We start from the raw sequence: 26,164 nt of genomic DNA, 5'->3' as shown, positions 1-26,164 counted from the left end.
AAGGCGGCGGTACAGGCGATATCCTTTTTGCCTGACCCACCGCCTTCGTAGCCTCGCTAAAGCTCGACAACTCCCACATTTTTGATCTATGAACACCGTCAAATGTGGGAGCTGGCTTGCCTGCGAAGGCGGCGGCACAGGCGATATCCTTTTTGCCTGACCCACCGCCTTCGTAGCCTCGCTAAAGCTCGACAACTCCCACATTTTGATCTGTGAACGCCGTCAAATGTGGGAGCTGGCTTGCCTGCGAAGGCGGCGGTACAGACGATATCCTTTTTGCCTGACCCACCGCCTTCGTAGCCTCGCTAAAGCTCGACAACTCCCACATTTTGATCTGTGAACACCGTCAAATGTGGGAGCTGGCTTGCCTGCGAAGGCGGCGGCACAGGCGATATCCTTTTGCCTGACCCGCCGCCTTCGTAGCCTCGCTAAAGCTCGACAACTCCCACATTTTGATCTGTGAACACCGTCAAATGTGGGAGCTGGCTTGCCTGCGAAGGCGGCGGTACAGGCGACACCTTTTTTGCCTGGCTCACTGCTTCATTGCAGGCACAAAAAAGCCCCGTATCTCGCGATACGGGGCTTTTGTTTAGACGCCGGGTTTAGAAGTTGTAGCGGGTGGTGACCATGAAGTTGCGTGGGTCGCCAGGGTAGGCGGAGTCATAGAAACCGATGTTGGTGTAGTAGTTCTTGTCGAACACGTTGTTGACGTTGACGGTCGCCGATAGGTTCTTGGTGATCTGGTAGCGGGCCATCAGGTCAACCAGCCAGTACGGGTCTTGGGTGAGGATTTCGGAGCGTCGCAGGCCGGAGTTGCGGATCGACTTCCAGCCTTCGCTCTGCCAGCGTGCGCCACCGCCAATGGTCAGCTTGTCCAGCGGGCCGGTGAGCTTGTAGGTGGTGTAGAGGTTGACCTGGTCTTCCGGCTCCCAGGTGGAGATCTTGTTGCCGCTGTCGTCGCGCGCCACCTTGTGGGTATAGCCCGCCTGCAACTGCCAGCCGGTGGCGATTTCGCCGGAGATTTCCGCTTCGTAGCCCTTGGTCTTGGACTTGATGCCGTAGTACGGCGAGTCGTTGATCAGGCTGGCACCTTCCGAGGTGTCAAGTTCCGGCCGGTTGGTCTCGTGCACTTCGAAGTAGGCGAGGCTGGTGTTCAGGGCGCCGTTGAAGAACTCGCCCTTGATGCCGACTTCGTAGTTTTTGCCTTCATCCGGTTCGAGCATCTGGTCGTTGCGGTCGCGGTAGTCGGTCTGCGGCTGGAAGATCTCGGTGTAGCTGGTGTAGGCGGTGAAGTTGTCGTTCAGGTCGTAGGTCAGGCCGGCATACGGCACGACTTTGCCACTTTCCGTGGAGCGGCTGGTGCCGGTGACCTGGTAGTTGGCCAGGCGCGCGCCGAGCAGCAGGTGCATTTCGTCGGTCAGGCTGAAGCGGCTGGTGACGTAGCTGCCGGTCTGGCGGCTGGTCTGGTCGAGGACGCGGGTGAGGTACCACGCCGGTTCCGGGATGTTGCCGTTCCAGTTGTAGAAGTCAGCGGAGTTGGTGCCGGGGGCGAAGGTGGCGTCGTAGCTCTTGCCTTTCCATTTGCTGATCGAAATCGACTGGCCCACCACCAGTTCGTGCTCTCGGCCAAACAGTTCAAACGGCCCGGTGGCGTAGCCGTCCAGGCTGTCGCTGGTGGTTTCGCCGACGTGTTTGCGTGCGTACAGCGAGCTTTGGCTGCCGGAGTCCTGGGACAGGGCGGCCAGCGGCGCGTGGTAGCCGTTGATCTGGTGGTTGTACTGGCCTTTGGCGACCCAGCCATTGCTGAAGTTGTGCTCCAGGGTGGCGAAGGCGGTGCGGGTGTACTGCGCCCATGAACCCCATTTCGGCCCGTTGTTGAACGAGCGCGGCAGGTCCAGTTCTTTACCTTCGGCGTCGAAGATCATGCGGCTGCCAGTCCAGCTGGAACCTTTCGGGTCGCTGTCCTGGTAGTCGGCGCCGACGGTCAGCAGGGTGTCTTCGTCGAGGTCGGCTTCAAGAATCCCGTAGAACACGCTGGTCTTGCGCGTGTAGTGGTCGAGGAACGAGTGCTTGTCGTTGTAGGCCGCGACCGCACGCGCACGGATGTTGCCGGACTCGGTCAACGGGCCACTGACGTCGATCTGCGAGCGGTAGTTGTCCCAGGAGCCGGCGCCCAGCTCGATGTTGCCCTGGAACTCGGCCGTCGGTTTCTTGCGGATCAGGTTGAGCGTGCCGCCCACGCCGCCGGCGCCGGTCAACAGACCGGTGGCACCCTTGAGCACTTCGACGCGGTCGTAGAGGGCCATGTCGGTGAGGGTCTGGCCGGCGGAGTACTGGGCGTCACGCAGGGTCGGGATGCCATCGTATTGGAAGGTGTTGATGGAGAAGCCGCGCGAATAGTAGTTGGTGCGCTCGCTGTCATAGGTCGAAACGGTAATGCCGGGGGTATGGCGCATCACGTCGTCAATCGAGTTGAGGCCGAAGTCGTCCATGGCCTGGCGGGTGACCACGGAGATCGATTGCGGCGTCTCCCGTGGGGTCAGTACCAGGCGCGTGGCGGTGGCAATGGTGCCCGGCGTGTAGGAACCGGTGCCTTCGGTCACGGTGCCGAGTTGGTTGGCGGTCACCTGGGTCGCGCCCAGTTCCATGCCGGAAGCGGCATGGGCGCTGATGCTGATAGTGTTGCCTTGTAGGCCGTAACCGACGCCGGTGCCCTTGAGCAGGGTGGTGATGGCGCGGTCCGGGTCGAGCTTGCCTTTGACGGCGTTGCTGCGCTTGCCTTCCACGTCGGTCGGGCTGTACAGCACTTGCAGGTTGGTCTGGCGACCGAATTCTTGCAGTGCGCTACCCAGGGACTGGGCCGGCACGTCGATCTCAAGTTCCTGTGCCTGCACATAGCCAGCAATCGGCAGCGACACGGCCAGGGCCAGCGCGCTGGGCAACAGGTTGAAGTGCAGGGCCCGGCGCATGGACAGCGCTTTGCTCAGGGGGCTCAGACCGAGTCGTACTGACATGAATGCTTTCTCTTCTATGTTTTAGTGGGCAGATTATAGGTGTTTATTGAGTTAGATTCTCATTACCACTAGTGAGACGTTCCTACTTGGAGAAACCGGAAAACTTTTTTCAGGCCGGCTCCATTTCATGCACCACCTTGCCCGCGCGCAGGCGCACCAACTGGTCGGCGATGTCGAAATAGCGGTCGTCGTGGCTGATTACGATGATGGTCTTGCCCAGGCGCTTGAGGTCCGGCAGCAGCTCGGTATAGAAAATCTTGCGGAAGGCCGGGTCCTGGTCGGCGGCCCATTCGTCGAATACCAGCACCGGGCGTTCTTCGAGCCAGGCGTTGACCAGGGCCAGGCGCTTACGTTGGCCGGTGGACAGGTCGGTGGTGCTGAACACGCCGTCCTTGACGCTGACCTTGTGCGCAATTTCCAGGCGCTCCAGGTACTTGGTCGCACTGTCCAGCGACTGCGTGGCGCTGCCCTGCACCAGGTCATCGAACAGGTAGTAGTCGGCAAACACCGTGGTGAACAACTGGCGATAGTCGTCGCGCACCGGGTCGGTCACGGTTTCACCATTGAGGCGGATTTCTCCGGCCTGGGGTTGATACAAACCCAGCAGCAGCTTGATCAGGGTGGTCTTGCCGCAGCCATTTTCGCCGACGATAAACACGATATCGCCCTGCTTGATGCTCAGGTTGATCGGCCCCAGGTGGAACGGCTCGCTGCCTTCCACCGGCGGCGGGCTGTAGCTCACGCCGCGCAGTTCCAGGCTGTGCACCTGCGGGTGTGGGGCTTCGCTGGCGTCCATCAGCAAGTGCGGTTCCGGCGATGAGAACCGGTCGGCCAGTTCGGTGATGCGCGCAAAGGCGATGCGCGCCTTGCCGATGATCGGCAGGTAACCCACCACATGTTCCAGCGGGCCTTTCATGTACAGCAGCACCAGCACGAAACCGGTGATCACCGCCGGGTCCGGGTTGGGGCTGTAGGCTTGCAGGGCCAGGGCCAGGCCGATAACCACGAAGAACAGCATCGAGCCAAAGGTCTTGGCGACGATATAGATGTTCACCGAACGCACCTGGATGTCGCTGATCCGGTCGGCGGTTTCCTGGATGCGGTGGGTGTTCATGCGGTAGCGCCGTGGCCGATGGATACGCAGCTCCTTGGCCCCCGAGGCGATCGCCGAGTAGTAGCGTTGCAGCTCGTCTTCCAGGTCGCGAGCTTCGTCAAAGCCACGAATGCCCTTGGCCCCGGCGATGAACTGCACGCTGCAACCAATCGCAATCGCGACAATCATCAGCAGGAACATCGGCACCGACAGGTACGCCAGGTAACCCAGGCAACCGAGGGTCACGGTGGTGGCGATGGCCAGCGGGGTGAAGGCGAAGGAGAAATCGCTGATGGTGTCGACGTCATGGGTCAGCACCGGGATCAGGCGGTGCGAGCGATAGCGCTCGATCTGTTCAATCGGCGCCGACAGCACCTTCTCACCCAGCTCCTTGCGCAACGCCGCGATGATGCGCTGGCCGACATAGTTGGTGCCGATGTCGGACACGATCGAACTGGTCAGGGCCAGCACGCACAGGGCGGCAAACGTCAGCACCACGCCCTGGGTCATGCCGGTGGAGGAGTGCAGGGCGTTGTTGATGGTAGCCAGCAAGAAGGTGATGGCCAGGCCACCCGCCATGCCCAGGGCGACGGACACCGTCACCAGGGTTCGAAAGGGTCTGAGCAATGCGAGCAGACCATTGAAGGCGCAGCGCTTGGGGTCGGTCATAAATACTTCCCGGAGAGTGAATAGAGGGGCTGGGCACACAGACCCTTACCCATGACAAACGAAGCATCGGGGCGAGTATTTAGCGCAGTGTGCCAGGCGGTGGCCGGCGTGGATAAATTGGCGGCGGGCTGGTTCGTTCTTGTGGTGTAGGCGCACGCGTACCGACGCAGCGCGCAGTCCATCCAGCGAGAGCGAAACAATGACGAAGAAGAATCTGGTGTACGTGTGGTCCCTGAGAAACGCCGCCGCCGACAAGGCCGGGCAGCCGGTGGCCTACAAGGACCACGAGCGCTACATGAAGTCGGTGCTGGAATTCCTCGCCGGTTCGCTGAACGACACGCCGCTGGGCGAGGCCTACAACCTGGTCGGCGTGGTGTACGACGATGACGAGCAGAACCCACGGGACCAGCAACTGGTCAAGGATTACGGCTTTGCCTACCAACCCGGCCGCCAGTGGCTGTACCCGGCGGACCTGCGGGTGCAGGGCAAGCTGGTCAACGACCTGCTGCTGAGCGTGCCGTCCACCTATCGCCGCTTGCCACGGGGCAGCGCGGAACATATCGCCGGCAAGCAAGACTTCGAACGCCGCCTGCATGACACGCTGGTGGAATTGCAGGCTGACATCGTGGTGCTCGATGGCCTGCTGGTGATCCTCGATGAGCTGGTGCGACCGGGTGCGCCGTTTGCGCGGCGCATCATGAATATCCACCCTGGCATCACCCGCATCGAATCGCCCTACGAACGTCGCGGCGCGTATGCCACGTGGAATGCGCTGTACGGCGCGCGCGGGCTGACCGTCACGGATTGGGCGACCAAGGCCACCACGCCGTCGGAGCCGTTGTACCTCACGGGTGCATCGTTCCATTACGTGGATAACGGCATTGATTCGGGGGAGGTGTTCCATGACGTGTTGAAGACGGAGATTTCGCCTGAGGACACGATCCTCGAATTGCGCTGGAATAACTTCAACAACAGCCTGTTCCCGGCGTTGCATGAGGGGCTGGAGCTGTTGGCAAAAGCGTAAGGCAGACACTGTTCTAAATGTGGGAGCTGGCTTGCCTGCGATAGCGGTGGGTCAGTTTGCACATCAATCACTGATAGACCGCTATCGCAGGCAAGCCAGCTCCCACAAAAGCCAGCTCCCACACAGGCTGGCTCTCACATTGGGATCTTCAGTGCTTCAGAGTTCGCGCACTACGCGAAAACCAATCCAATCCCCCCGCGTCTGCGGGTAGATATTGTTACGGTTACCCGAACGCGAAAATACCGGCGCCTCACCCCAGTCATTGCCGCGAATGATGTAGGCCTCGCACGTCTGCTCCGACCACGCACTGCCATCAGTCGGCGCGCCCACATAGTTCTCGTGGTAGCAGTCGGCAACCCGTTCATAGACGTTGCCGTGCATGTCATACATGCCAAACCCATTCGGCGCGTAGCTCCCCACTGGCGAGGAATAGCTGTAGCCGTCCGCCGGGCCGTAGGTGTTGGCGTGCTCGGCGATGCTGTAACCCTTGCCCGCGTCAAACGGGAACGGGAAGGGGCCCTTGGTGCCGGCGCGCGCGGCGTATTCGCGCTGGGCTTCGCTGACCATGTGGTACTGCTGCCCAGTCTTTTTCGACAGCCAGCTCACGTACTGCTTGATGTCGTCCATGTCCATGCACACCGCCGGCTGGCGCGGCCCTTGCGGGTAGCGGGGTTTGCTGGCGATGCATTCGCGGCCGGGGCGGGTGTCGCCGTTGGCGATCTTCACGCCGGTCTGGCGCACGTAGCTGTCCCACTCGCCGGCGGTGATATGGAAGCGGCTCATGGCGAAGGGCTTGGCGAAGGTCACGTCATGCATCGGGCCTTCGTCGGGCTCGCGGCCGACCTCGTCCTCGGGCGTGCCCATGGTGAAGGTGCCGGCGGGTAGCACGACCATTTCCGGGCAGTCCTTGCAGTCCTTGAACACCTTGCCCGGCTGCGGCGTGGCGGCCTGGGCCAGGCCCGGCAACAGGGCGCCGCACAGGGTCGCCAGCGTCAGGGCGGCCAGGGGTTTGAGTCGGGATGGAGTCATAGGGGCCTCTCGTCAAATGGAAATGTGGGCGTCACAGGCGTGGACTCAACAGCGCCATGAAGCGCTGGATCTCGTCGGAGGAATTGAGCAGGCCAGGCGCGGTGCGGATCACCGGGCCGGCATCGCGGTTCACTGCATCGATGACCACGCGCTGTTTCATCAGGTAATCGGCGATGTCATTGCTGTCCCGGTCCTTGACCCGGAAGAAGGTGAAGCCGGCCGACAATTCAGGGCTGCGCGGCGTCACCAGTTCGATCTGCGGGTGGGCCAACAGGTGCTCTTTCAGTTCGCTGTTAAGCGCGTGGATACGCGCCTGCACCGGCGCCTTGCCCAGTTGCAGGTGCAGCTTGAAAGCTTCATCCGCCGCCCAGCGATGCTCGAACGCATGGAAGCCGCCCGGAGTCATGGTGGTGGCGAAATTGGTGTCTTCAGAGAAGGTCGGCACCATCGGCGTGACGTATTTGTTCTCGCTGTCACGGGCGCAGACCAGCCCGGTGCCGCGTGGGCCGAACATCCATTTGTGGGTGCCGGCGATAAAAAAGTCGCAGTGCATGTCCGGGAAGTCGAGGTTTTCCACGCCAAAACCGTGCACGCCATCGACCACGTAGAGGATGCGGTCGTTGTCATCGCGGTTGCGGTTATGTTCATTGACCAGTTGGCCGATTTCGCCGATGGGCAGCTTCACGCCGCTGCCGGACTGTACCCAGGTCATGCCCAACACGCGGGTGTTGGGGCGGATATTGCGTTGGATATTGCCGAGCACTTCATCCGCCGAGATGCGGTTGGCACTCTCGAACAGCTGGAACCGACGCACTTGGGTGCCTTGCCTGCGCACGCGAAAATCCAGCACGTTCTGGGTCGCATAGTGCTCGTGCACAGTGGTGAGGATTTCCTGGTCGGCGCGCAGCTGGATGCCGCCATAGATCATCGCCAGGCCCTCGGACGTACTGCCGGTGAGGGCGATCTGCGCGGGTGCGGCCTTTAAATAACGGCCGGCCCATTCGCGCACCTGGCCTTCACGTTTCCAGGTTTCCTCCAGGCCCCAATCCATCGCCAGCCCGGGGTTGCGGTCGATCTGCTGGCGGTAGCGTTCAATGGCGTCGCGCACCGGTTTTGGGTGCGACGCGACGAGAAAGTTGGAGAAGTGCAGGTAGCTCGGGTCCTGGTTGAATAGCTGCTTGAGGTCCGTCCATGGATGCTTTGTCGCAGGCGCGGCAGTGGCGGCCAGCGCCTCCGGCAGCAGCGGCAGGCTGGCGGCAAAGACGCCGGCCTGCTTGAGAAACGTACGGCGGTCGGTCATGGACTCACTTCGTGGCTGATTAGCGATTGGCCAAGGGCTTGGCGGCTTTTTGTACCTGGTCCCACACCCGCAGGAAGTTGCCTCCCCACAGCTTGGCGATGTCGGCTTCGGAGTAACCGCGCTGGATCAGTTCGGCGGTGACGTTGCGCACCTCGCCGACGTTTTCCCAGCCGTCGATGCCGCCGCCGTCGTTGAAGTCCGACGAAATGCCGACGTGATCGATGCCGATCTTGCGCACGGTGTAGTCGATGGCATCGCCCCAATCCTTGAGGCTGGCCTTGGGTTCTTCCTCGAGGATGCCGTACAGGCCTTGGGCGTACTGGCCGAATTTCTGCTCGGGCCAGGCGGCGATAATTGCGTCGCCGGGCATCAAGGCCATCGCCAGGTTGGGCAGCGGTGGCAGATCAAAACGCGCGCGCAGGGTGTTGAGCTTGTCCTGGGTTGGCTGGCTCAACGGACGCAGGTACGCCGGGAAGCCTACGACTTGCACCACGCCGCCACTGTTTTTGATCAGTTGCAGTTCCTTGTCGCTGAGGTTGCGCGGAATATCCACCGACGCACGCGGCGCCGAGTGGGACGCGACCATCGGCGTGCGGCTCAACTGCGCCACTTGTTCCAGCGCCTTGGTCGACATCTGCGACACATCGATGATCACCCCCAGGTCATTGAGGCGGTGCACGGCTTGCTGGCCAATCGGCGACAGGCCTTCAAGGGCGTCGGTGGAATCATTGAAAAACGGCAGTGGGCGCGATGAATCGGACCAGGCGTTGTTGCCGATATAGCTGAAGCCGAACATGCGCATGCCGCGCGCCGCCCAGAAATCCAGCTGGTTCAGGTCATTGCCCAGCGGGTAGGCGTTGAGCATGCTGATAAAGATCGCGAACTTGCCCTCGCCATGTAGGCGGCGGAAGTCGTCCGGGGTATAGGCGATGCCCACTTGGTTGGGAAAGTCGCGGACCATGCCGGAGATGATCTTGTAGCGCACCTCCTGCTCGTGGCGGGCCTCTTCGACAAAACCGTCGGTGGGTTTGTGTGGCGCGTTTTCGCCGTTCCAGATTTCCGGCCAGCCGAAGATCGTCAACGCCGCGCCCGACAAACGCCCGCGTGCCGCCTTGGCCAGGTCGAACTGGCCGCTGCCATCCTTGTCGGCCTCGCTGCCGACGCCGCCGAAATCCAGGGGCACGGTGATATGGCTGTCGAACGACAACAGACGATCCTGCATCTCATTGGCCTGCTTGATCACCTCCAACGGGTAGCCGGCGTTGCCCCTGAACCAGTGATCCCAGGCCAGGAAACCGGCCCCGGCGCCGATGGCCAGTGCCAGCGGCAAGCCGATGTACAGCGCCTTTTTCGAACGTGGTTTTGTCATTGCCATCTCAGTCAGTTGAGGCCTTTGCTATCAGGGAAGAACGAGCGCTAGGGGCAGAAATTTAGGCGCCGGGGCGTGCGCGGTAAATTTCCCCGGCCAGCAAACGTTCTAGCTCTGATTAAGCCGTTTCCTAAGGTAGACAATGACGATCTCTCGACGTGGGTTCATCGCAGGCCTGGCCCTGACCGGCGCGGCCGTGCCGGCGGCCTTCTATGCCCATCGCGAGCTGACGCGTGAAGAAGAATTCCCCATTACTCCGGGCGAAGCCACGGTGGACCTGGCCGACACCGCTGGCCAGCACCTGGCGAACAGCCTGCGCGGGGTCTGGAGCCTGCGCCTGGAAGGCCGCGATGCAGGCCTTAAGGGCCTGCCGCTGCAAGGCCTGGAACTGCTGCTGGACATCGCCCCGCGTGGCCGTGGCCTGCGCGGTTACCTCGACACCGCCGCCAACCTGCGCGCGGCCGGGGAGCCGCGTTACCGCATCCTCGGCGACCTGCTCACGGGGGAGGGCGCCACGCTCTATTGGCGCCTGATCGATCGCGACGCCCCCGGCGGCGTGCCCGCCTATGAATTCAAGATGACCCTCGACGAAGTCTGGGGCGTGTTCGGCAATGCCGGCAGCGGCACCCTCAGCGGGCAGATCCTCAACCTTGATCGCCCGCTTGCCCTGACCGAGCGCGACCACCGTTTCGTCGCGCACAAACAACTGTTTCCCGAAGCCCGTGAGCGTATTGGCCTTAATCCGCCGTTACTGGCTTGGCTGATCTCCGCCGAACACCGCTTGTTCCACCAGCTCTGGCACGCCACCCGTGACCAATGGCACAAACTCTCTGAAGAAAAGCGCGACGCCTTGCGCGGTATCGGCTGGCAACCCGGCCCGCGTGGCCAGGAGCGTGATGCACGGGGCAAACGCAAGGACCGCAACGGCTCGGGCATCGACTTCTTTTTTATGCACCGCCATATGCTCGGCACGGCGCGCTCGATGCAAGACTTGCCGTCCTGGCCGCAGTTTCCCGAGCCGCAGCCGGCGCTGGAGCGCGATCGCCTGGGCTTTGTGCGTTACTTCGACAACTATGACGGTTTCGCCTTGCCTCCCACCTGGTCGGCGTCGGGGGACGACGATTACACCCAGTGGGTCAGCGACATCAAGGCAGCCGAGACTTACCACAGCAATTTCCAGGTGTGGGAATCCCAATACCGCGATCCCCGCTACCTGGCCAAATTGACCCTGGGCCAGCTCGGCTCCGAGATGGAACTGGGCTTGCACGACTGGCTGCACATGCGCTGGGCCTCGGTGCCCCGCGACCCCTCCAACGGCGGCCCGGTGCCGTTCGCCCGCGACCCGGCGGACTTTGCCGCGCGCTGGTATGCGGCGGAAAACGACTTTCTCGGCGACCCGTTTTCGTCCCACGTGAACCCGGTGTTCTGGCATTTCCACGGCTGGATCGATGATCGTGTCGAGGATTGGTTCCGTGCCCATGAACGCTTCAATCCGGGCGAAGTCAGCCGCCTTGAAGTCAACGGCGTGGCCTGGTTTGCGCCGGGGCGCTGGGTGGAAGTCGGCGACCCGTGGCTAGGCCCGGATACCCATGGTTGCAGCACCACGCCAGGGCTGCAGATCGGACGATCGATGGAGATGGACCCGGAGACCATGAAACTGGCGTTGCGCATCACCTTTGGCACGGAGGATGACGTGTTGCAAGGGTTGTTCAAGCGGGTGCCGCAACGGCCCTGGTATGCGCGGCATTTGAAGGTGAAGCGGCCAGAGGCCTGATTTCGCCGCAGCCAACTACAACTTTTACGATGTCAATGAACCGCAGTGGGGCGTTAATGTGCTCACTGCGGTATTGGTCGTGTATTGACTTTTGAAAGGCGGCCGGTTGTTCTCTCCCTCTGCTGCCCCTCGCTGAGTTTTCTGGCATTTGTAGGATTCAATCCTGTTAGCGTTAGGAAAGATCTGTCTATATCAAAATTTAATAATCGAGTTGTAGTTTTTTATCTGCTGAATATCGATTTTTCTGACAGATATTTCGTAGTTTTTTGTTTGTGGATAAATGAAAAGTTGAAATAAAGTTTATCTGGGTAATTTGTAGGATGCATCCTCAAAGCCTTGGAGAAAGTTCCCGTACGTGGTTCGGGGGCTGGTAAAAAATATCCTGGATACTCCATTCTTGCGGCGACAGAGATCGGTACGGCGGAGCAAAAAAAGCCCCGGTTTGGCCGATTTATTAGTTGGCCATACGGCAAGGATGGAGTTATGACGCTCGATAGTTATCAAAATGAAGTGCCGAAGGCGCGGGTCAATATAAAACTGGACTTACATACCGGCGGCGCCCAGAAGAAAGTTGAATTGCCTTTGAAGTTGATGGTGATGGGCGATTACAGCAACGGCAAAGAACAACGCCCGTTGTCGGAACGGGGCAAGATCAATATCAATAAGAACAACGTTGACAGTGTCCTCGGCGAATTCTCGCCCGGGCTCAAACTGGTGGTGGAAAACACCTTGCCGGATGACGCCGCCGACACCGCCGTCGAGTTGAGCTTCCAGCGCCTGAAGGATTTCGAGCCGGAGCAGGTCGCACGGCAGGTCCCGCAGTTACGTGCACTACTGGCGATGCGCAATCTGTTGCGCGATCTCAAGTCCAACTTATTGGATAACGTGACCTTTCGCCATGAGTTGGAACGCATCCTCAAGGACGACGCGCTCAGTGATGAACTTCGGGCTGAGTTGGCCGCACTGGCGCCAAGCCGTTAATTCATTTCTATCGGTTTAAAGGGAGATTTGACTATGTCGGTAGAACATTCTGGTTCTCAATCCCACGGCAGTGCCGTCGTGTCGGAAAACACTGGCGGGGTCTACGCCGCGCTGTTCAGCAAGATCAACTTGAGCCCTGTGATGGAGTTGGGCGGGCTTGAGGTGTTTCAAAATACCGAAGCGCTTTCCGAAGTGTCTGTTGATGAGCGGGTTACTGCGGCGGTTAATGTATTTTTGCAGCTGCTGAAACAGTCTTCCCATAAAGTCGAGCGCTTGGATAAGGTGCTGTTGGATGAACATATCGCCGCGCTGGACAGGCAAATAAGCCGACAACTCGATGCAATCATGCACCACCCGGACTTTCAGCGCGTCGAATCGACCTGGCGGGGGGTGAAATCGCTGATCGACCAGACGGATTTCCGCCAGAACGTGCGCATAGAACTGTTGGATATCAGTAAAGAACATCTGGTGCAGGACTTTGAGGACGCGCCGGAAATTGCCCAAAGTGGCCTCTACCTGCATACCTACACCCAGGAGTACGACACGCCGGGCGGCGAGCCCATTGCTGCCGCCATCTCCAATTACGAATTCGACCGCAACCCCCAGGACATTGCCCTGCTGCGCAATATTTCCAAAGTGGCGGCCGCTGCCCATATGCCCTTTGTGGGGGCTGTCGGGCCGGCATTCTTTGGCAAGACGTCCATGGAAGAAGTGGCCGCGATCAAGGACATCGGCAATTACTTTGACCGTGCCGAGTACATCAAGTGGAAGTCGTTCCGTGACAGTGATGATGCGCGCTACATCGGCTTGACGATGCCGCGTGTATTGGGGCGGCTGCCCTATGGTCCTGACACCGTTCCCGTGCGCAGTTTCAACTACATCGAGAGCGTCAAGGGGCCGGATCACCACAAGTACCTGTGGACCAACGCCTCCTTCGCGTTCGCCGCCAACATGGTCAAGAGCTTCATCGCCAATGGCTGGTGTGTGCAGATCCGTGGGCCGCAGTCGGGTGGAGCGGTCACCGAGTTGCCCATTCACCTGTACGACCTGGGCACTGGCAACCAGGTGAAGATTCCTTCGGAGGTGATGATCCCGGAAACCCGTGAGTTCGAATTTGCCAACCTCGGGTTTATCCCTCTGTCCTACTACAAGAATCGCGATTATGCGTGCTTCTTTTCTGCCAACTCCGCGCAGAAACCCGCCTTGTACGACACCGCCGATGCCACGGCAAACAGTCGCATCAACGCACGCCTGCCCTACATCTTTTTGCTGTCGCGCATCGCCCACTATCTGAAATTGATCCAGCGCGAAAACATCGGCACCACCAAAGACCGGCGCCTGCTGGAGCTGGAGCTGAACAAATGGATTGGCGGGCTTGTCACCGAAATGACCGATCCCGGCGATGACCTGCAGGCTTCGCACCCGCTGCGCGAGGCGAAGGTGACGGTGGAGGACATTGACGACAACCCGGGCTTCTTCCGCGTCAAGTTGTACGCCGTGCCGCATTTTCAGGTGGAGGGCATGGACGTGAACCTCTCGCTGGTTTCGCAAATGCCCAAGGCCAAGGCCTGAGTCAATCGTAGGGAAACGATGCCATGAAGATCGATCGCCCACTGTGGGCCAGCGGCGTATTGCTGTCGGCGCAGCAATTCCAGCAACAGGCACGTTGGGAGGCCTGGGCCCACGAACAGGTCGCTCGCCTGAGCCTGGTGCACCCTTGGGGTGTGCAGGCGGTTGGGTTTGACCTGGACGCCTTGCGCCTGAGCAAACTCAAGGCCACCCAATTGTGCCTACGCCTACCTGACGGTACGTGGGTCGATACCGACGCTGTGGACCGCCTGCCGCCGGCCTTGGAGTTGGCACCGTTGCCAGCCGACGCCGTTCAAGCGGTGCTTGTGCACGTGGCATTGCCGCTGGAACAGGCCAATGGCAACAACTGCCTGTTTGACGGTGGCAACCCCGACCGGCCCACCCGTTATCGCCAGGACTGGCGTGAAGTCCAAGACCTCTACGCCGATGAGAAACAGTCCATCGGCGTGCTGGAGCACACCCTGAGCCTGCGCCTGCACAGTGATGACAACGCCGATTATGTCACCTGTCCCGTTGCGCGCCTGGCCCGCGACGGGCAAGGCGCCTGGGGCCTTGATCCGGTCTACGTGCCGCCGCTGCTGAGCTTTGCGGCGCATCCAGGCTTGCTGCGTCAGCTGGACAACCTGTTGACGCAATTGGCCGCCAAACGGCAACGGCTCATGGGCATGCGGCGTGAGAGCAACCAACGCATGGCCGACTTTGCCGTGGCCGACGTTTCGCTGTTCTGGCTGCTCAATGCGCTGAACACCTATCAGCCGGTGCTGGCCGACCTGCGGGACTTTCCTGCCAGGCATCCCGAGCAGGTCTACGGGGAGCTGGTCAAGCTCGCAGGCAGCCTGCTGACGTTTTCGTTGGAACACGATATCGACAAGGTGCCGGCCTACCGTCACGGCGAGCTGGAAGCGGTGTTCGCGCCGTTGATGAACACTATTTCGTTGTTGCTGGAAGCCAGCCTGCCGTCGCGGGTGGTTGCCCTGGAGCTGGAGGCGCATGGCGCCAATCGTTGGCAGGTCAAATTGAATGACCCGCGCCTGCGCGAGCCTGACGGCGCCGATTTCTACCTGTCGGTGCGCAGCCGCCTGCCGGCTGCGCAGTTGCAGGATCAGTTCCCGCAACTGTGCAAGGTCGGCACGCCGGACGAAGTCGATTACCTGATCAACGCTGCACTCGACGGCGTGCCCTTGCTGGCGCTCGCACATGTGCCCGCGGCGATTCCACTGCGTCTGGAAAACCAGTATTTCGCACTCAATTTCGCGCATCCGAAAGGGCAGGCGGTATTGGCCGAAGGGGTGTGTGCGTTCTACGTACCCAGCACATTGGTCGAGGTCAAACTCGAACTGTTTGCGGTGTTGCGCACATGAGCCGGGTCAATTCGAGCGGGCACAGCGTGTTGCCTGCGGACATCGATGAGCTGTTGCAGGACACCTATCTATTGGTGGTCGAGTTGCGCCAGGGCGCTTTCTCCGAGGGTCAACCGCAGTTGTGGCCGCTGTGCGTCGAGCAGGTCGAACGGGTGCGGCAGCGGCTCGCAGCGGCGGGCATGGCCCCGCGCGCCATCGACTACATCTCCCACGCGCAATGCGCGTTGCTGGACGAGACGGTGCTCACCTTTGCGAAAAAAGACGATCAGGCCGCGTGGGCAAAACCGCTCCAGGCTGAGTTTTTCAACCACCATCAGGCGGGCGAGTTCTTATACGAGGACATGCAGGCCGTGTTAGGCGAACCCGCGCCTGATCGGCAGGTCCTGACGGTGTTCCAGCGTGTGCTGATGCTCGGGTTCCAGGGCCGTTATCGTGACCCGAACGACCCCGCACGCGAACGCTTGTTGAACGCGCTCAATGCCTATGTCGCGCCCTTGAGGCCCAGCCAGGGCCTGATTACCCAGGCGGGTGGTGGCGTGGTCTGGGCGCTAGGCTGGCTGCAATCGCCGTTGCTGCATGTGCTCGCTGCCGCCGTGGTGTTGGCGGCAATGTGGTGGGGGTTGAATCAACTGTTGAGCGATACGGTGGTTTCGCTCTTGCCTGATCAAGCGTGAGGGCCAGATGAGCATCACTTCTCACCGAGTGCTCGTGCTGTGGGCCGGGGGATTGCTCCTGGCGCTGCTGGCCATCATTCCAATTAGCGTCTGGGCGCGAGCCACCGGGATCTTGCTCGGGATGGCTGGCATCGGCTTGGCCTGGGTCGCCGTGAACCGCAGGGCAGCCGCGTTGCGCGCATCCGTGCAGCTTGACGATACGGCCGCCTTGCCGGCGGCGTCCTTCCGGCACCCGGTGCTGCTGGTCTGTGGTGATGGGCTCGATGCACTGTTTGCCCCGGTCTGCGCCGATCGGTTGGTCTTGCGGGTGATCCCGTCGGGTTGTTACGTGCGCGTGCCAAGCCTGGAACAATTGCCGGCGATCAGCGACGCCATCCTCGCATTGCGTCCCGGTTGGGGCGCTCAACTTTGCGTGATGTTTGTCGTCAACCCCAGTGCCCATGCTGACAACGCTGCCTTGCTGGGACGGGTGCGAACCTTTGGCTACCAGGCCGCCCTGGTGCGCAAGCGTGGGATCGCGCTGCCGCTGTTGCTGGTGAGTTACCTGCAAACCTTGCAAGGCGCCGATCCGTGGTTCAGTTGGGAACAGGGCGAGTCTCAGCCTTGCGCCCGCGACAACAACCAGTGCACCACGCTGGACGAGTGGCAGCAGCAAGCCGTTGATACGCCCACCCGCGCCGCACGACTGCACGCCTGCGTTCAACTGAACAGTGTCGCGCAGTGGCTGCACGTTGAGGTGTTGCCTAGCCTCGGTCGGCACGACACGGATGTAGCCTGCGTGTGTGCGATCAAAATGCTCCCGGTTCTTCCTCAGGCAGTAGAAGGGAACCTGTGGTGCCAATGGCTTGCGCAGAAGGTGGCGCTGGTCGACCGGCGGGTGAGTGATGCAAGCGCGGCATTGCCCTTTCCTGATGCGTTGCTCAGCGTGTTCAAGCGCGGCTCCGCGTACACGTCACTGCAACGGGCAAGCGTCGTGGCGTTGTGGTTATGGGTAGTCGCCAGCGCCGCTGCACTGGCCAGCTCGGCTTGGCAGAACACCCTTTTGCTGCGCCAGGTCAGCGATGACCTGCGGCGCTACACCTCGATCCCGCCGCCGACACACCGTGAACAACGCGCGTTCCTGCTCCGTGAGGATGCCATCACCGCGCTGCGTCATGCGGCCCGGCGCCTGGACATCTACTACCGACAGGGCGAGCCCCTGGCGCTGGGGCTGGGCCTGTATCGCGGCGAGCATTTGCGCGCGCCTTTGCTTGCCGTGCTGGCCGCCCATGTCGAGCCACCAATGACGGTCTTGCCTGCGGGGCCGGCCCGTGTGGTGCGGCTGGACAGCCTTTCGCTATTCGCCACCGGCAGCGCCCGGCTCAAGCCGGGTTCGACCAAGGTCCTGATCAACGCACTGGTCGGCATCAAGGCGCAACCAGGCCTGCTGATTGTGATCGCCGGGCACACCGATGCCACCGGCGACGCTGAGAAAAATCTCCGGCTGTCCTACGCCCGAGCCGCTGCCGTCCATGGCTGGATGCAGCAAATGGGCGGGATTCCCGACAGCTGCTTTGCGGTGCAGGGTTTCGGCGCCAGCCAGCCGATTGCAAGCAACGACACTGACGCGGGGCGAGCAGCCAACCGCCGCGTCGATATCCGTCTGGTGCCTTCGGCGGGAGCCTGTTCGCTCCCGCCCCAGGGATCGGTCAGGCAACCCCCTGTCGCCTATCGCGACGTTTGATTCCCAAGAAAAGGAGCTTCACATGGCAATTCCCGTTTACCTCTGGCTACAAGACGACGGCGGCGCCGACATCAAAGGTTCGGTGGATGTGCAAAAGCGCGAGGGCAGTATCGAAGTGATCGCCCAGGACCACAGCCTTTACATCCCGACGGACAACAACACCGGCAAGTTGACCGGTACGCGGGTGCATACCCCGTTCCTGTTCTGCAAGGAGATCGATGCGTCCAGCCCATACCTCTACAAAGCGGTCACCACCGGACAAACCCTCAAGAGTGCCGAGTTCAAGTGGTACCGCATCGACGATGCGGGGCAGGAGGTCGAGTACTTCATCACCAAGCTGGAGCAAGTCAAGGTAGTGAAGGTCGCGCCGAAAATGCATGACGTCAAAGACCCCGGCAAAGAGAAGCACAACCACCTTGAGCAGATCGAGTTGCGCTACGAGAAGGTCACCTGGACCTACAAGGACGGCAACATCATTCACTCCGATGCCTGGAGCGAACGCCAAAGCGCTTGATGGCGGTGATCGGTTGGGCGTCCGTAAGCGGGCGCTCAACCGAACACATCACGCTTCAAGACGGATGACACAACCAGCCCCTTGGCGAGGACGTATTTTGTATGGCCCATCACTCCACCCGTTTGCTGCGACGACTCAATCCTTACTGCGCCCAAGCGTTGAGTGCGGCAGCCTCGTTGTGCCACGGCAGTGCGCACGCGCAGATCACCATCGAGCACTGGCTGCTCAAGCTGCTGGGCCAGGGGGAGGGCGACCTGACCGTCATCGCGCGGCGTTACGAATGGGATCTGGACGCGCTGTGGCATGGCTTGCTTGAGCACCTCGACAGCCTGCCACGCAGCATGCAGGGCAAGCCGCAGCTGTCCGAGTCTTTACAGCAATTGATCAGAAATGCCTGGCTGCGCGCCTCGCTCGACGACAACAACGACAGCCTGCGCTCGGCACACCTGTTGGCGGCCTTGATGGAGACGCCCAGCCTGTTGGCCTGCGAAGCCGCATGGCCGTTGCTCAGTCTCAGTCAGGCGCAATTGCAACGCTTGATGGTGCTGGTGGATCAAACGTCTGAGGAGCGCCCCGAGTTGAAGGGGGCCACTGAACCGGTAGCCATTGAACCGATAGAAAATACCGCTGGGCAGGCAACGCTCGACCGGTTCACCCAAGACCTCACCGCCAAGGCTGCACAAGGCAAGATCGACCCGGTGTTTGGCCGTGACGATGAAATCCGCCAGGTCATCGACATCCTCAGTCGGCGGCGGAAAAACAACCCGCTGCTGGTGGGCGAACCCGGGGTTGGCAAAACAGCCTTGGTTGAAGGCCTGGCCTTGAGCATCGCCCAGGGGCGTGTGCCTGTCAGCCTCAAATCAGTCTGCGTACGCACCCTGGACCTGGGCTTGTTGCAAGCAGGCGCCGGTGTCAAAGGTGAGTTCGAGCAACGCCTGAAAAACGTGATCGATGCCGTGCAACAGTCCGAGATCCCCGTGCTGTTGTTTATTGACGAGGCCCATACCCTGATCGGCGCCGGCAACCAGGCCGGTGGTGCCGACGCGGCCAACCTGCTCAAGCCGGCCTTGGCCCGTGGCGAATTGCGCACCATCGCCGCGACCACCTGGAGTGAGTACAAGCAGTATTTTGAGCGCGACGCGGCCCTCGAAAGACGCTTCCAAATGGTCAAGGTCGATGAGCCGGACGACGCCAACGCCAGCCTGATGCTGCGTGGCTTGAAGTTGCGCTACGCCAGCCATCATGGCGTGCATATCCAGGACGCGGCGGTGCAGGCGGCGGTGAGCCTGTCGCGGCGCTACCTGACCGGGCGTCAACTGCCGGACAAGGCGGTGGACCTGCTGGATACAGCCAGCGCCCGGGTGCGCATGAGCCTGGACTGTGAGCCGCAAGCGCTTGTGCGTCTGCACGCCCGTTGCATGGCATTGGAGCTGGAGCGCCAGGCACTGGAGCAAGACCAGGCCCTAAGCGGCAAGAGCGTCGATGAACGCCTGGCATTGATTGACGCGCAGTCCGCTGATTTGCAACGTGAGTACACCGCACTGGAACAGCAACACTGCCAAGAGCTCGCCTTGATCAAGCAACTGCTTGAAGCGCGCCAAGCGCAGCCGTTGCAGCGGGACACATGTGCGCAGTTGCAACAACAACTGCACAGCCTTCAAGGCGCTCAGCCGTTGCTGTCACTGGATGTCGATGTGCGCAGCGTGGCGCACGTCGTTGCCGATTGGACCGGGGTTCCGCTGGGCAGCCTGCTCAAGGACGAACAAACCCACCTCTTGGCGCTGGAACAACAATTGGCGCAACGCGTGATCGGCCAGGCCCCAGCGCTCAACGCACTGGCACAACGGCTGCGCGCGGCCAAGGCCGGGCTGACCCATGAACATGCGCCGCTGGGGGTATTCCTGCTGGTGGGCACCAGCGGCGTGGGTAAAACCGAAACCGCCCTGGCCCTCGCCGACAGCCTGTTCGGCGGTGAGAAATCACTGATCACCCTCAACTTTTCCGAGTATCAGGAAGCCCACACCGTCAGCCAACTCAAAGGCTCGCCGCCCGGTTACGTTGGCTATGGCAAGGGCGGTGTCCTGACCGAAGCCGTGCGACAGCGGCCCTACAGTGTCGTACTGCTGGACGAAGTCGAAAAGGCCCACCGCGACGTGCTCAACCTGTTCTATCAAGTGTTTGATCGCGGCTTCATGCGCGATGGCGAAGGGCGCGAGATCGACTTTCGCAACACCGTCATCCTCATGACCTCGAACCTCGGCAGCGATCTACTGCACAACTGCTTGCAGGCCCAACCCGACGCCCCCGACAGCGTGCTGCACGAACAACTGCGGCCGATCCTGCGGGAGCACTTCCAACCGGCGTTGCTCGCACGGTTCCAGACCTTGATCTATCGCCCGCTGCAAGCCGACGCCCTCAAACGCATCGTTGCGCTCAAGTTGGCCCAGGTGGCCAAGCGTCTGCGCGTGCACTACGACCTCGACTGCCGGCTCGGCGAGTCACTCAACGACGCCCTGGTTGCCGCCTGCCTGCTGCCGGACACGGGGGCACGCAACATCGACAGCCTGCTCAACGAGCAGATCCTGCCCGTACTCAGCCAGCAACTGCTGGAACGGCGGGCGGCGCAACAGCGCTGCCAAAGCGTCAGCCTTGAGTACAGCGAAGCAGACGGTATCAGCCTGAGCTTCACCGATGGCGATCCTGAATCTCTAACCGCCGTCATGGAGGCCTGAGGATGAGTGTTTTCTTCGATCACAGCCGGCACACGCTGTGGGTGAGCAAGGTTGCAGCGCAGCTTGACGTCTTGGCCTTCAACGGCGAGGAACGGCTCAGCCAACCTTTTAGCTACTGCGTGGAGTTCACCAGCCCCGACCTCGACCTCGCCGCCGACTCCATGCTTGGCAAAACGGCCAGCTTCAGCCTGCACGCCCCACCGCAAAAACTCCCGTTGCTGAGCGTGACCCCGCCCAAGATCAAACCGTTGCGCACCCTGCATGGCGTGGTCACCCACTTCGCGCGACAGTCCGGCTCCAACGATCAAGGCACCTACGCACTCACCCTGCAACCCCGAATCGCCCTGCTTGAACGCGGCCGACAGTCCCGCATCTACCAACACCAATCCGTGCCCGAAATCGTCGAACATATCCTGCGCAGCCGTCATGGTTTCGAGGGCCAGGACTTCCTGTTCAGCCTCAAGCGCGACTACCCCCGGCGCGAACAGGTTATGCAATACGGCGAAAGCGACCTGGCCTTCATCAGCCGGTTGCTGGCCGACGTGGGCATCTGGTATCGCTTCACCAGCGACGAACGCCTGCGCATCGACGTCGTTGAATTTTTCGATAGCCAGCGCGGTTACCAGTTCTACATCGAGCTGCCCCTTCGCCCGCAATCCGGTCTCGGCAGCAGCGGACAGGACGGCGTATGGGCGTTGCAATCCAGCCACCAAGTTGTCGAGCAACAGGTCAGCGTGCGCGCCTACCATCACCGTGACGCCAGCGCCCAACTCAACGGCGAGATCGACCACCGCCGTGGTGCAACCACCACCTACGGCGATGCGTATCACTACGCCGAACCCTACACGGTCCTCGGCAATCGGCTGGATGAAGGCGAAGACCTGCAAAGCGAAAGCGGCTACTTCTACGCACGCCTGCGGCACGAACAGTATCTGAACCAGCAGACCCAATTGAGCGGCATCAGCAGCAGCGCCACCCTCGCACCGGGCCAAGTCCTCAAGATCAGTGGCGGCGCTCCCCAAGCCTTCAAACCCGGCGCAGTCATTACCCGCCTGACCACCAAGGCCGCCCGCGACCGCAGCTTCGAAGCCACTTTCGAAGCGATCCCCTATTCAGAAACCGTCTGCTTTCGCCCAGCCCCACAAACCAAACCCCAAATCGCCGGCACCGTCCCGGCCCGCGTCACCAGCCCCCAGGCGAACGACCCCTACGCCCACATCGACCTGGAAGGCCGCTACCGCGTCAACTTCCTGTTCGACCGCGACACCTGGAAACCCGGCGAAGAAAGCCTCTGGCTACGCCTGGCCCGCCCCTACGCCGGCGACACCCATGGCCTGCACCTACCCCTGATCCCCGGCACCGAAGTGGCCATCGCCTTCGAACAAGGCGACCCGGACCGCCCCTACATCGCCCATGCCCTGCATGACAGCCAGCATGTGGACCACGTGACCCTGCGCAACTACAAACGCAACGTGCTGCGCACCCCGGCCAACAATAAGTTGCGCATGGACGACACGCGGGGGCAGGAGCACATCAAGTTGAGTACGGAGCACAGTGGCAAGAGTCAGTTGAATCTGGGGCATTTGGTGGATGCACGGAAGCAAAAGCGCGGCGAAGGGTTTGAGCTGCGCACGGATGGCTGGGGGGCGGTTCGGGGTGGGAAGGGGGTGTTTATCAGTGCGGATGAGCAGGCCAAAGCGACGGGCCATGTGCTTGTGATGCAGCCGGCTTCTAATCTGATTCAAGGTGCAAAAGTACAGATGACGGAATGGCTGAAGATTACCGATGCTCACCATAGCCGCATGCCCAGCGTAGCCGGCCTTGAGCAGTTTCAAGTTGATGCAACGAACCTGAGCGGTGCAGCGATTTTGCTCAGTGCACCCAAAGGCATTGGCGCGGTTACCCCTGCGAGCCTGCTGCTTAAAAGCGGTGAAGCCCTTTATGTGCAAAGTAATGACGAGATCAACCTGGCCGCTGGCAATCGGCTGTCTGTGAACGCGAGCCAGGCCATATCTTTGTTGGCCCAGCAAGAAGGGATGCGCCTCGTTTCCGGCAAAGGTCCCCTGGAAATCGAATCCCATGCCGGCCTGATGAACGTGGCCGCCCAACAAGACCTCACCCTGCAATCCGTGCAGGGCCAAGTGCAACTGACGGCTAAAAACGGCATTACTTTGGCGTGTGGAGGTGGATATATCCGCATCACGCCCAGCGGAGCTATTGATATCTATAGCCCAGGAAAGTTGACCCTAAAGGGCCAGCATGTCTGGGAGAAACCAGAGAGTCGAAACTTTCCGATGCCTGAACTACCGCAATCTGTGTGTGAGGAGTGCCTGGAAAAGGCACGGGAAAATGCCATCGGTTTGTTGCGGCGTGAAGGTTGACGGGAGTGTTATACGAATGAGTACATCAACTCAGTGGCTTGTGCAGATCAAACAGATATGCACTCAGGTTGGCTTACAGCACGTTGATCTATTACTCGACCAAACTGCATGGCATAACAATGTGTTGCCCGGGTTACGCAAAATCAACCCGCCAGTGCCCTGGTTCTCACTATTCAGCGGTACGCCCGAAGAGAACATGCTCAATCATGCCCCGTTATTGATGCGTCTGGATTTTGCCCACTGGCAGCATGAAGCCTGGCTGGAAGAGTTGATAACTCACTGCGCCACCGAAGCTAGACTGCTGGTTCTGGTGTCTGCGTTGGACTTTGAAGTGCTTGCTCATGCGTTACGCGCCTTGTTGCAGTTCAACTGGGGCGGCTGCCCCGGTTTGTTGCGCTACTACGACCCGCGCATATTTCCCCTGTTGATGTCCTCAATCCTGAACAAGGAGCAGCGTGACGCGTACTTGGAAGTTGCGTGCTATTGGGGATGGCTTGATCGGGATGAACAGCCGCAATGGTTGGAGGGGAAGTGCCAGTCAAAACTGGGTGGTATCGCATTCCGTCCGGCCCTGGACCTGAGTGATCAGCAATGCGACCTCATCGGTGCGATTAGTGATGCACAGGAACTTCTGAATAACGGTGTGCTTGATGATTTTAACGGCAGTCAAGAGCGGCGTTTCACTTTGTTGTATTCATATGCGGTGCAGGCGTGCCAGGAAAACTATTTTGGCAGGCTAAGCGAGTACGTGAAGCGGAAGATTTAAGCGTGGTTTTTAGATTGCGTGATGTCGTGAAGCCTGATGTTTATGGTGTGTGAGTCGTGAGTTAGGAGCTGAAAGTTATGAAACTATTCATTCGGTTGGTGATGCTAGTTGTGTGGGGTGGTGTTGGCCTAACAATGTTGGGTTGCTCTGGGAATAGTCCTGAGATGGTGGCGGGTAACATACAAGCGATTAACCATACCACGGGAGCGATTAATTGGTTTTCGGTGAATGGTTATCGCGCGCATGGAGGTGGTGGGCGGTCGTGTTGCATTATTATGCCGGCTGTATGGCGACCTGGTTTAAAGGCTGCCATTGAGTGGGAGGTTGATCCTAATCCAACTGCGAAAATGCCATCTGTGACATCTATTGAGTTTCGTCAGGCGTATGAAAGACATGCCAAAAACTACGTGAGCCATAGTATTGTGGTTGATATTCCTGAATGGTCAGGGAAAGAGCGTTGCGCATTAAAAGTTCACTTTCTGGTGTGTAAGAAAGTCAAAGTTACCAACTCGTGCTGGGCTCCTAGCTCACCTAACTATCCTATTAAAGATCCCGAAGATGTGCAGGAGCCTTCCGTATGCCCGGAGTAAATGTGATCTCAAAAAACAACGTTTGGGCTCCATCACATTTTCCGATCGCAGGACGGTTGCCGCGCGAGACTTTGAAAGTAGTCGGAAATTATGAAATGCAGACAGCGGAAGAGCAGCGCTTTCGCCAGTCGACTAATAGCGATGGGCGCAAACAGCACTCTGAGTGCTGCCATAGCCTACATATCAGTCTGTTCTTCGATGGCACCAATAATAACGACGATAACGACAGCAAGAAAAATCATCCCAGCAATATAGCAAAGCTTTTTCATGCGTCGTTGGGAGGCAAAAAAGCAGAGGAGCGAGGTTATTTTTCTTATTACATGCCTGGTGTTGGAACTGCTTTTCCAGAGATCGGAGAGCTGGATTACAGTGCTGGCGGATTGAAGTATGCCTCTGGAGGCGAAGACCGCATCAATTGGGCGTTGGTGCAACTGGTCAGTGCACTCACCTTTGCGTTGACAAGAAACGAAATACTTGAGCCTGATGCCAAACGCTATGTCGAGGCAATGAGCACCTGGAAAGCCCCCCTGATGATTGCTATGGGCAAGGGCAATCGTCGGCGCACGATGGACAAACTGCTCAAGCCATTGCAAGACCTCACGGGGAGGGCCAGGCCTCGCGTGCTGGGTATCAAGCTGTATGTCTACGGGTTCTCCCGTGGCGCCGCACAGGCGCGCACGTTCGTCACGTGGTTGAGTGAACTGTTCGATACCCCGCCGGGGGCCGAAAGGCCGTCGCAGAACCTGATTGGTCTACCCGTTAGTGTAGAGTTTCTCGGGGTGTTGGATACAGTCGCTTCAGTAGGCATTGCCCATGCGGCCCCTTTTTTTGCCGGGCATATGGATTGGGCCGATGACACCCAACTGCTCCCGGATGCCCAGCGCTTTCCGGGCCTGGTCAAGTGCTGTCGGCACTTTGTCGCGGCATTCGAGCAACGCTCATGCTTTCCGTTGGATTCAATCCGTAACGAGGACGGCCAATATCCCGACAATACCTATGAAGTGGTGTATCCCGGGGTTCATTCTGATGTCGGTGGCGGTTATCCGCAGAACGATCAGGGCAAGGCGCGCGGTAGCACCCAGGAATTGGTGTCGCAGATCGTTTTGCATGATCTGTATGCCTCGGCTTTTGAAGTGGGTGCGCCATTGCAAGTGCCGGTGGAGGTGCTACCGAAATCATTAATCCCGCAAAAATCCTGGCGAGAAATGGGCCCCCAGACCTTGGCGGATTTTGTGGTCAATCAGCAGGTAATCGAACGCTTCAACACCTGGCGCAAAACCCTACCCGGCATCCCCGCCGACGAGCCCACCCCCGATACCCCCGAGCTCTACCAACCCCTGCGCCTTAACGCACCCGTCGAAGCCGTGCTGGCGGACCAACTCGCCTGGATCACCGGCTGGCGCATCGGTCGTTATGCCAATGATCGCGACGGCACCAACGACAGCTACAAGCATCAGCCATTCTTCAAGCAGGCGGTGGAAGCCACGCCTCACCAGGCCAGTGAACAACTCAAGGCCTATGAACAACATAAAAAAGACCTCGCCGACCTGCGCTTGAGAACACCCGAAGCCGCCACGAAT

The 26,164-nt window shown here is 60.2% G+C and carries 18 protein-coding genes; 13 read left to right on the top strand and 5 right to left on the bottom strand.

What is annotated here, in order from left to right; genetic code table 11:
- Positions 1-602 precede the first annotated feature (602 nt).
- Together ACU688_RS19750 and ACU688_RS19745 are read right to left on the bottom strand one after the other, a co-directional pair.
- Positions 603-3,014, bottom strand: coding sequence for a TonB-dependent siderophore receptor (locus tag ACU688_RS19750; RefSeq protein WP_448186050.1), 2,412 nt, complete (start codon positions 3,012-3,014; stop codon positions 603-605).
- Positions 3,015-3,123: 109 nt separating this feature from the next.
- Positions 3,124-4,776 (bottom strand): cyclic peptide export ABC transporter, encoded by a 1,653-nt coding sequence (locus ACU688_RS19745; protein ID WP_448186049.1) that lies wholly within the window; start codon positions 4,774-4,776, stop codon positions 3,124-3,126.
- A gap of 199 nt (positions 4,777-4,975) precedes the next feature.
- On the opposite strand from ACU688_RS19745, the gene ACU688_RS19740 reads away from it, so the two are divergent.
- Positions 4,976-5,800, top strand: a complete 825-nt coding sequence (locus ACU688_RS19740) for a N(5)-hydroxyornithine transformylase PvdF (RefSeq protein WP_448186048.1) — start codon at positions 4,976-4,978, stop codon at positions 5,798-5,800.
- A gap of 156 nt (positions 5,801-5,956) precedes the next feature.
- Here the strand turns inward: ACU688_RS19740 and pvdO are convergent, their stop codons facing one another.
- The 3 genes from pvdO to pvdM are packed head-to-tail and all read right to left on the bottom strand — an operon-like array spanning position 5,957 to position 9,498.
- Positions 5,957-6,829 carry a dihydropyoverdine dehydrogenase gene (pvdO, locus tag ACU688_RS19735; RefSeq protein WP_207042478.1) on the bottom strand — a complete coding sequence of 291 codons (873 nt, stop codon included), beginning with the start codon at positions 6,827-6,829 and terminating at the stop codon, positions 5,957-5,959.
- Positions 6,830-6,860: 31 nt separating this feature from the next.
- Positions 6,861-8,129 (bottom strand): pyoverdine-tailoring periplasmic protein PvdN, encoded by a 1,269-nt coding sequence (pvdN, locus tag ACU688_RS19730; RefSeq protein WP_448186047.1) that lies wholly within the window; start codon positions 8,127-8,129, stop codon positions 6,861-6,863.
- A 19-nt stretch (positions 8,130-8,148) separates the two neighbouring features.
- Positions 8,149-9,498: a pyoverdine-tailoring dipeptidase-like protein PvdM gene (gene pvdM, locus ACU688_RS19725; RefSeq protein ID WP_448186046.1), complete on the bottom strand. Its 1,350-nt coding sequence runs from the start codon at positions 9,496-9,498 to the stop codon at positions 8,149-8,151.
- 142 nt (positions 9,499-9,640) lie between these two features.
- Between pvdM and pvdP the strand changes: the two genes are divergently transcribed.
- The 12 genes from pvdP to ACU688_RS19665 form a co-directional block, all read left to right on the top strand.
- Positions 9,641-11,272, top strand: coding sequence for a pyoverdine maturation tyrosinase PvdP (gene pvdP, locus ACU688_RS19720; RefSeq protein ID WP_448186045.1), 1,632 nt, complete (start codon positions 9,641-9,643; stop codon positions 11,270-11,272).
- Positions 11,273-11,755: 483 nt separating this feature from the next.
- Positions 11,756-12,253 (top strand): type VI secretion system contractile sheath small subunit, encoded by a 498-nt coding sequence (gene tssB, locus ACU688_RS19715; RefSeq protein WP_448186044.1) that lies wholly within the window; start codon positions 11,756-11,758, stop codon positions 12,251-12,253.
- Between the two features lie 33 nt (positions 12,254-12,286).
- Complete coding sequence (gene tssC / locus ACU688_RS19710) at positions 12,287-13,825, top strand: type VI secretion system contractile sheath large subunit (protein WP_448186043.1); 1,539 nt, start codon at positions 12,287-12,289, stop codon at positions 13,823-13,825.
- A gap of 23 nt (positions 13,826-13,848) precedes the next feature.
- Positions 13,849-15,204 (top strand): type VI secretion system baseplate subunit TssK, encoded by a 1,356-nt coding sequence (gene tssK, locus ACU688_RS19705; RefSeq protein ID WP_448186042.1) that lies wholly within the window; start codon positions 13,849-13,851, stop codon positions 15,202-15,204.
- Positions 15,201-15,878 (top strand): type VI secretion system protein TssL, short form, encoded by a 678-nt coding sequence (gene tssL, locus ACU688_RS19700; protein WP_448186041.1) that lies wholly within the window; start codon positions 15,201-15,203, stop codon positions 15,876-15,878. The genes tssK and tssL overlap by 4 nt, the downstream gene beginning before the upstream one ends.
- Before the next feature lie 7 nt (positions 15,879-15,885).
- Positions 15,886-17,601 (top strand): OmpA family protein, encoded by a 1,716-nt coding sequence (locus ACU688_RS19695; RefSeq protein ID WP_448186040.1) that lies wholly within the window; start codon positions 15,886-15,888, stop codon positions 17,599-17,601.
- Positions 17,602-17,623: 22 nt separating this feature from the next.
- Positions 17,624-18,115 (top strand): Hcp family type VI secretion system effector, encoded by a 492-nt coding sequence (locus ACU688_RS19690; protein ID WP_017735580.1) that lies wholly within the window; start codon positions 17,624-17,626, stop codon positions 18,113-18,115.
- Positions 18,116-18,216: 101 nt separating this feature from the next.
- Complete coding sequence (gene tssH / locus ACU688_RS19685) at positions 18,217-20,847, top strand: type VI secretion system ATPase TssH (protein ID WP_448186039.1); 2,631 nt, start codon at positions 18,217-18,219, stop codon at positions 20,845-20,847.
- Positions 20,848-20,849: 2 nt separating this feature from the next.
- Positions 20,850-23,228, top strand: a complete 2,379-nt coding sequence (locus ACU688_RS19680; RefSeq protein ID WP_448186038.1) for a type VI secretion system Vgr family protein — start codon at positions 20,850-20,852, stop codon at positions 23,226-23,228.
- Positions 23,229-23,238: 10 nt separating this feature from the next.
- Entirely contained in the window at positions 23,239-23,994 is a 756-nt protein-coding gene (tla1, locus tag ACU688_RS19675) for a toxin Tle1 chaperone Tla1 (protein WP_448186294.1), read from the top strand.
- A 77-nt stretch (positions 23,995-24,071) separates the two neighbouring features.
- Positions 24,072-24,584, top strand: coding sequence for a Tli1a family immunity protein (tli1a, locus tag ACU688_RS19670; RefSeq protein ID WP_448186037.1), 513 nt, complete (start codon positions 24,072-24,074; stop codon positions 24,582-24,584).
- On the top strand, positions 24,572-26,164 hold a 1,593-nt coding region (locus tag ACU688_RS19665), incomplete at its 3' end, for a T6SS phospholipase effector Tle1-like catalytic domain-containing protein (RefSeq protein WP_448186036.1). The genes tli1a and ACU688_RS19665, both read left to right, overlap by 13 nt.

Source organism: Pseudomonas acericola (SeqCode) (genome assembly GCF_053456465.1).
Note: the sequence above shows the minus strand (reverse complement) of the source record. Positions and strands in the feature narration are given on the sequence as shown.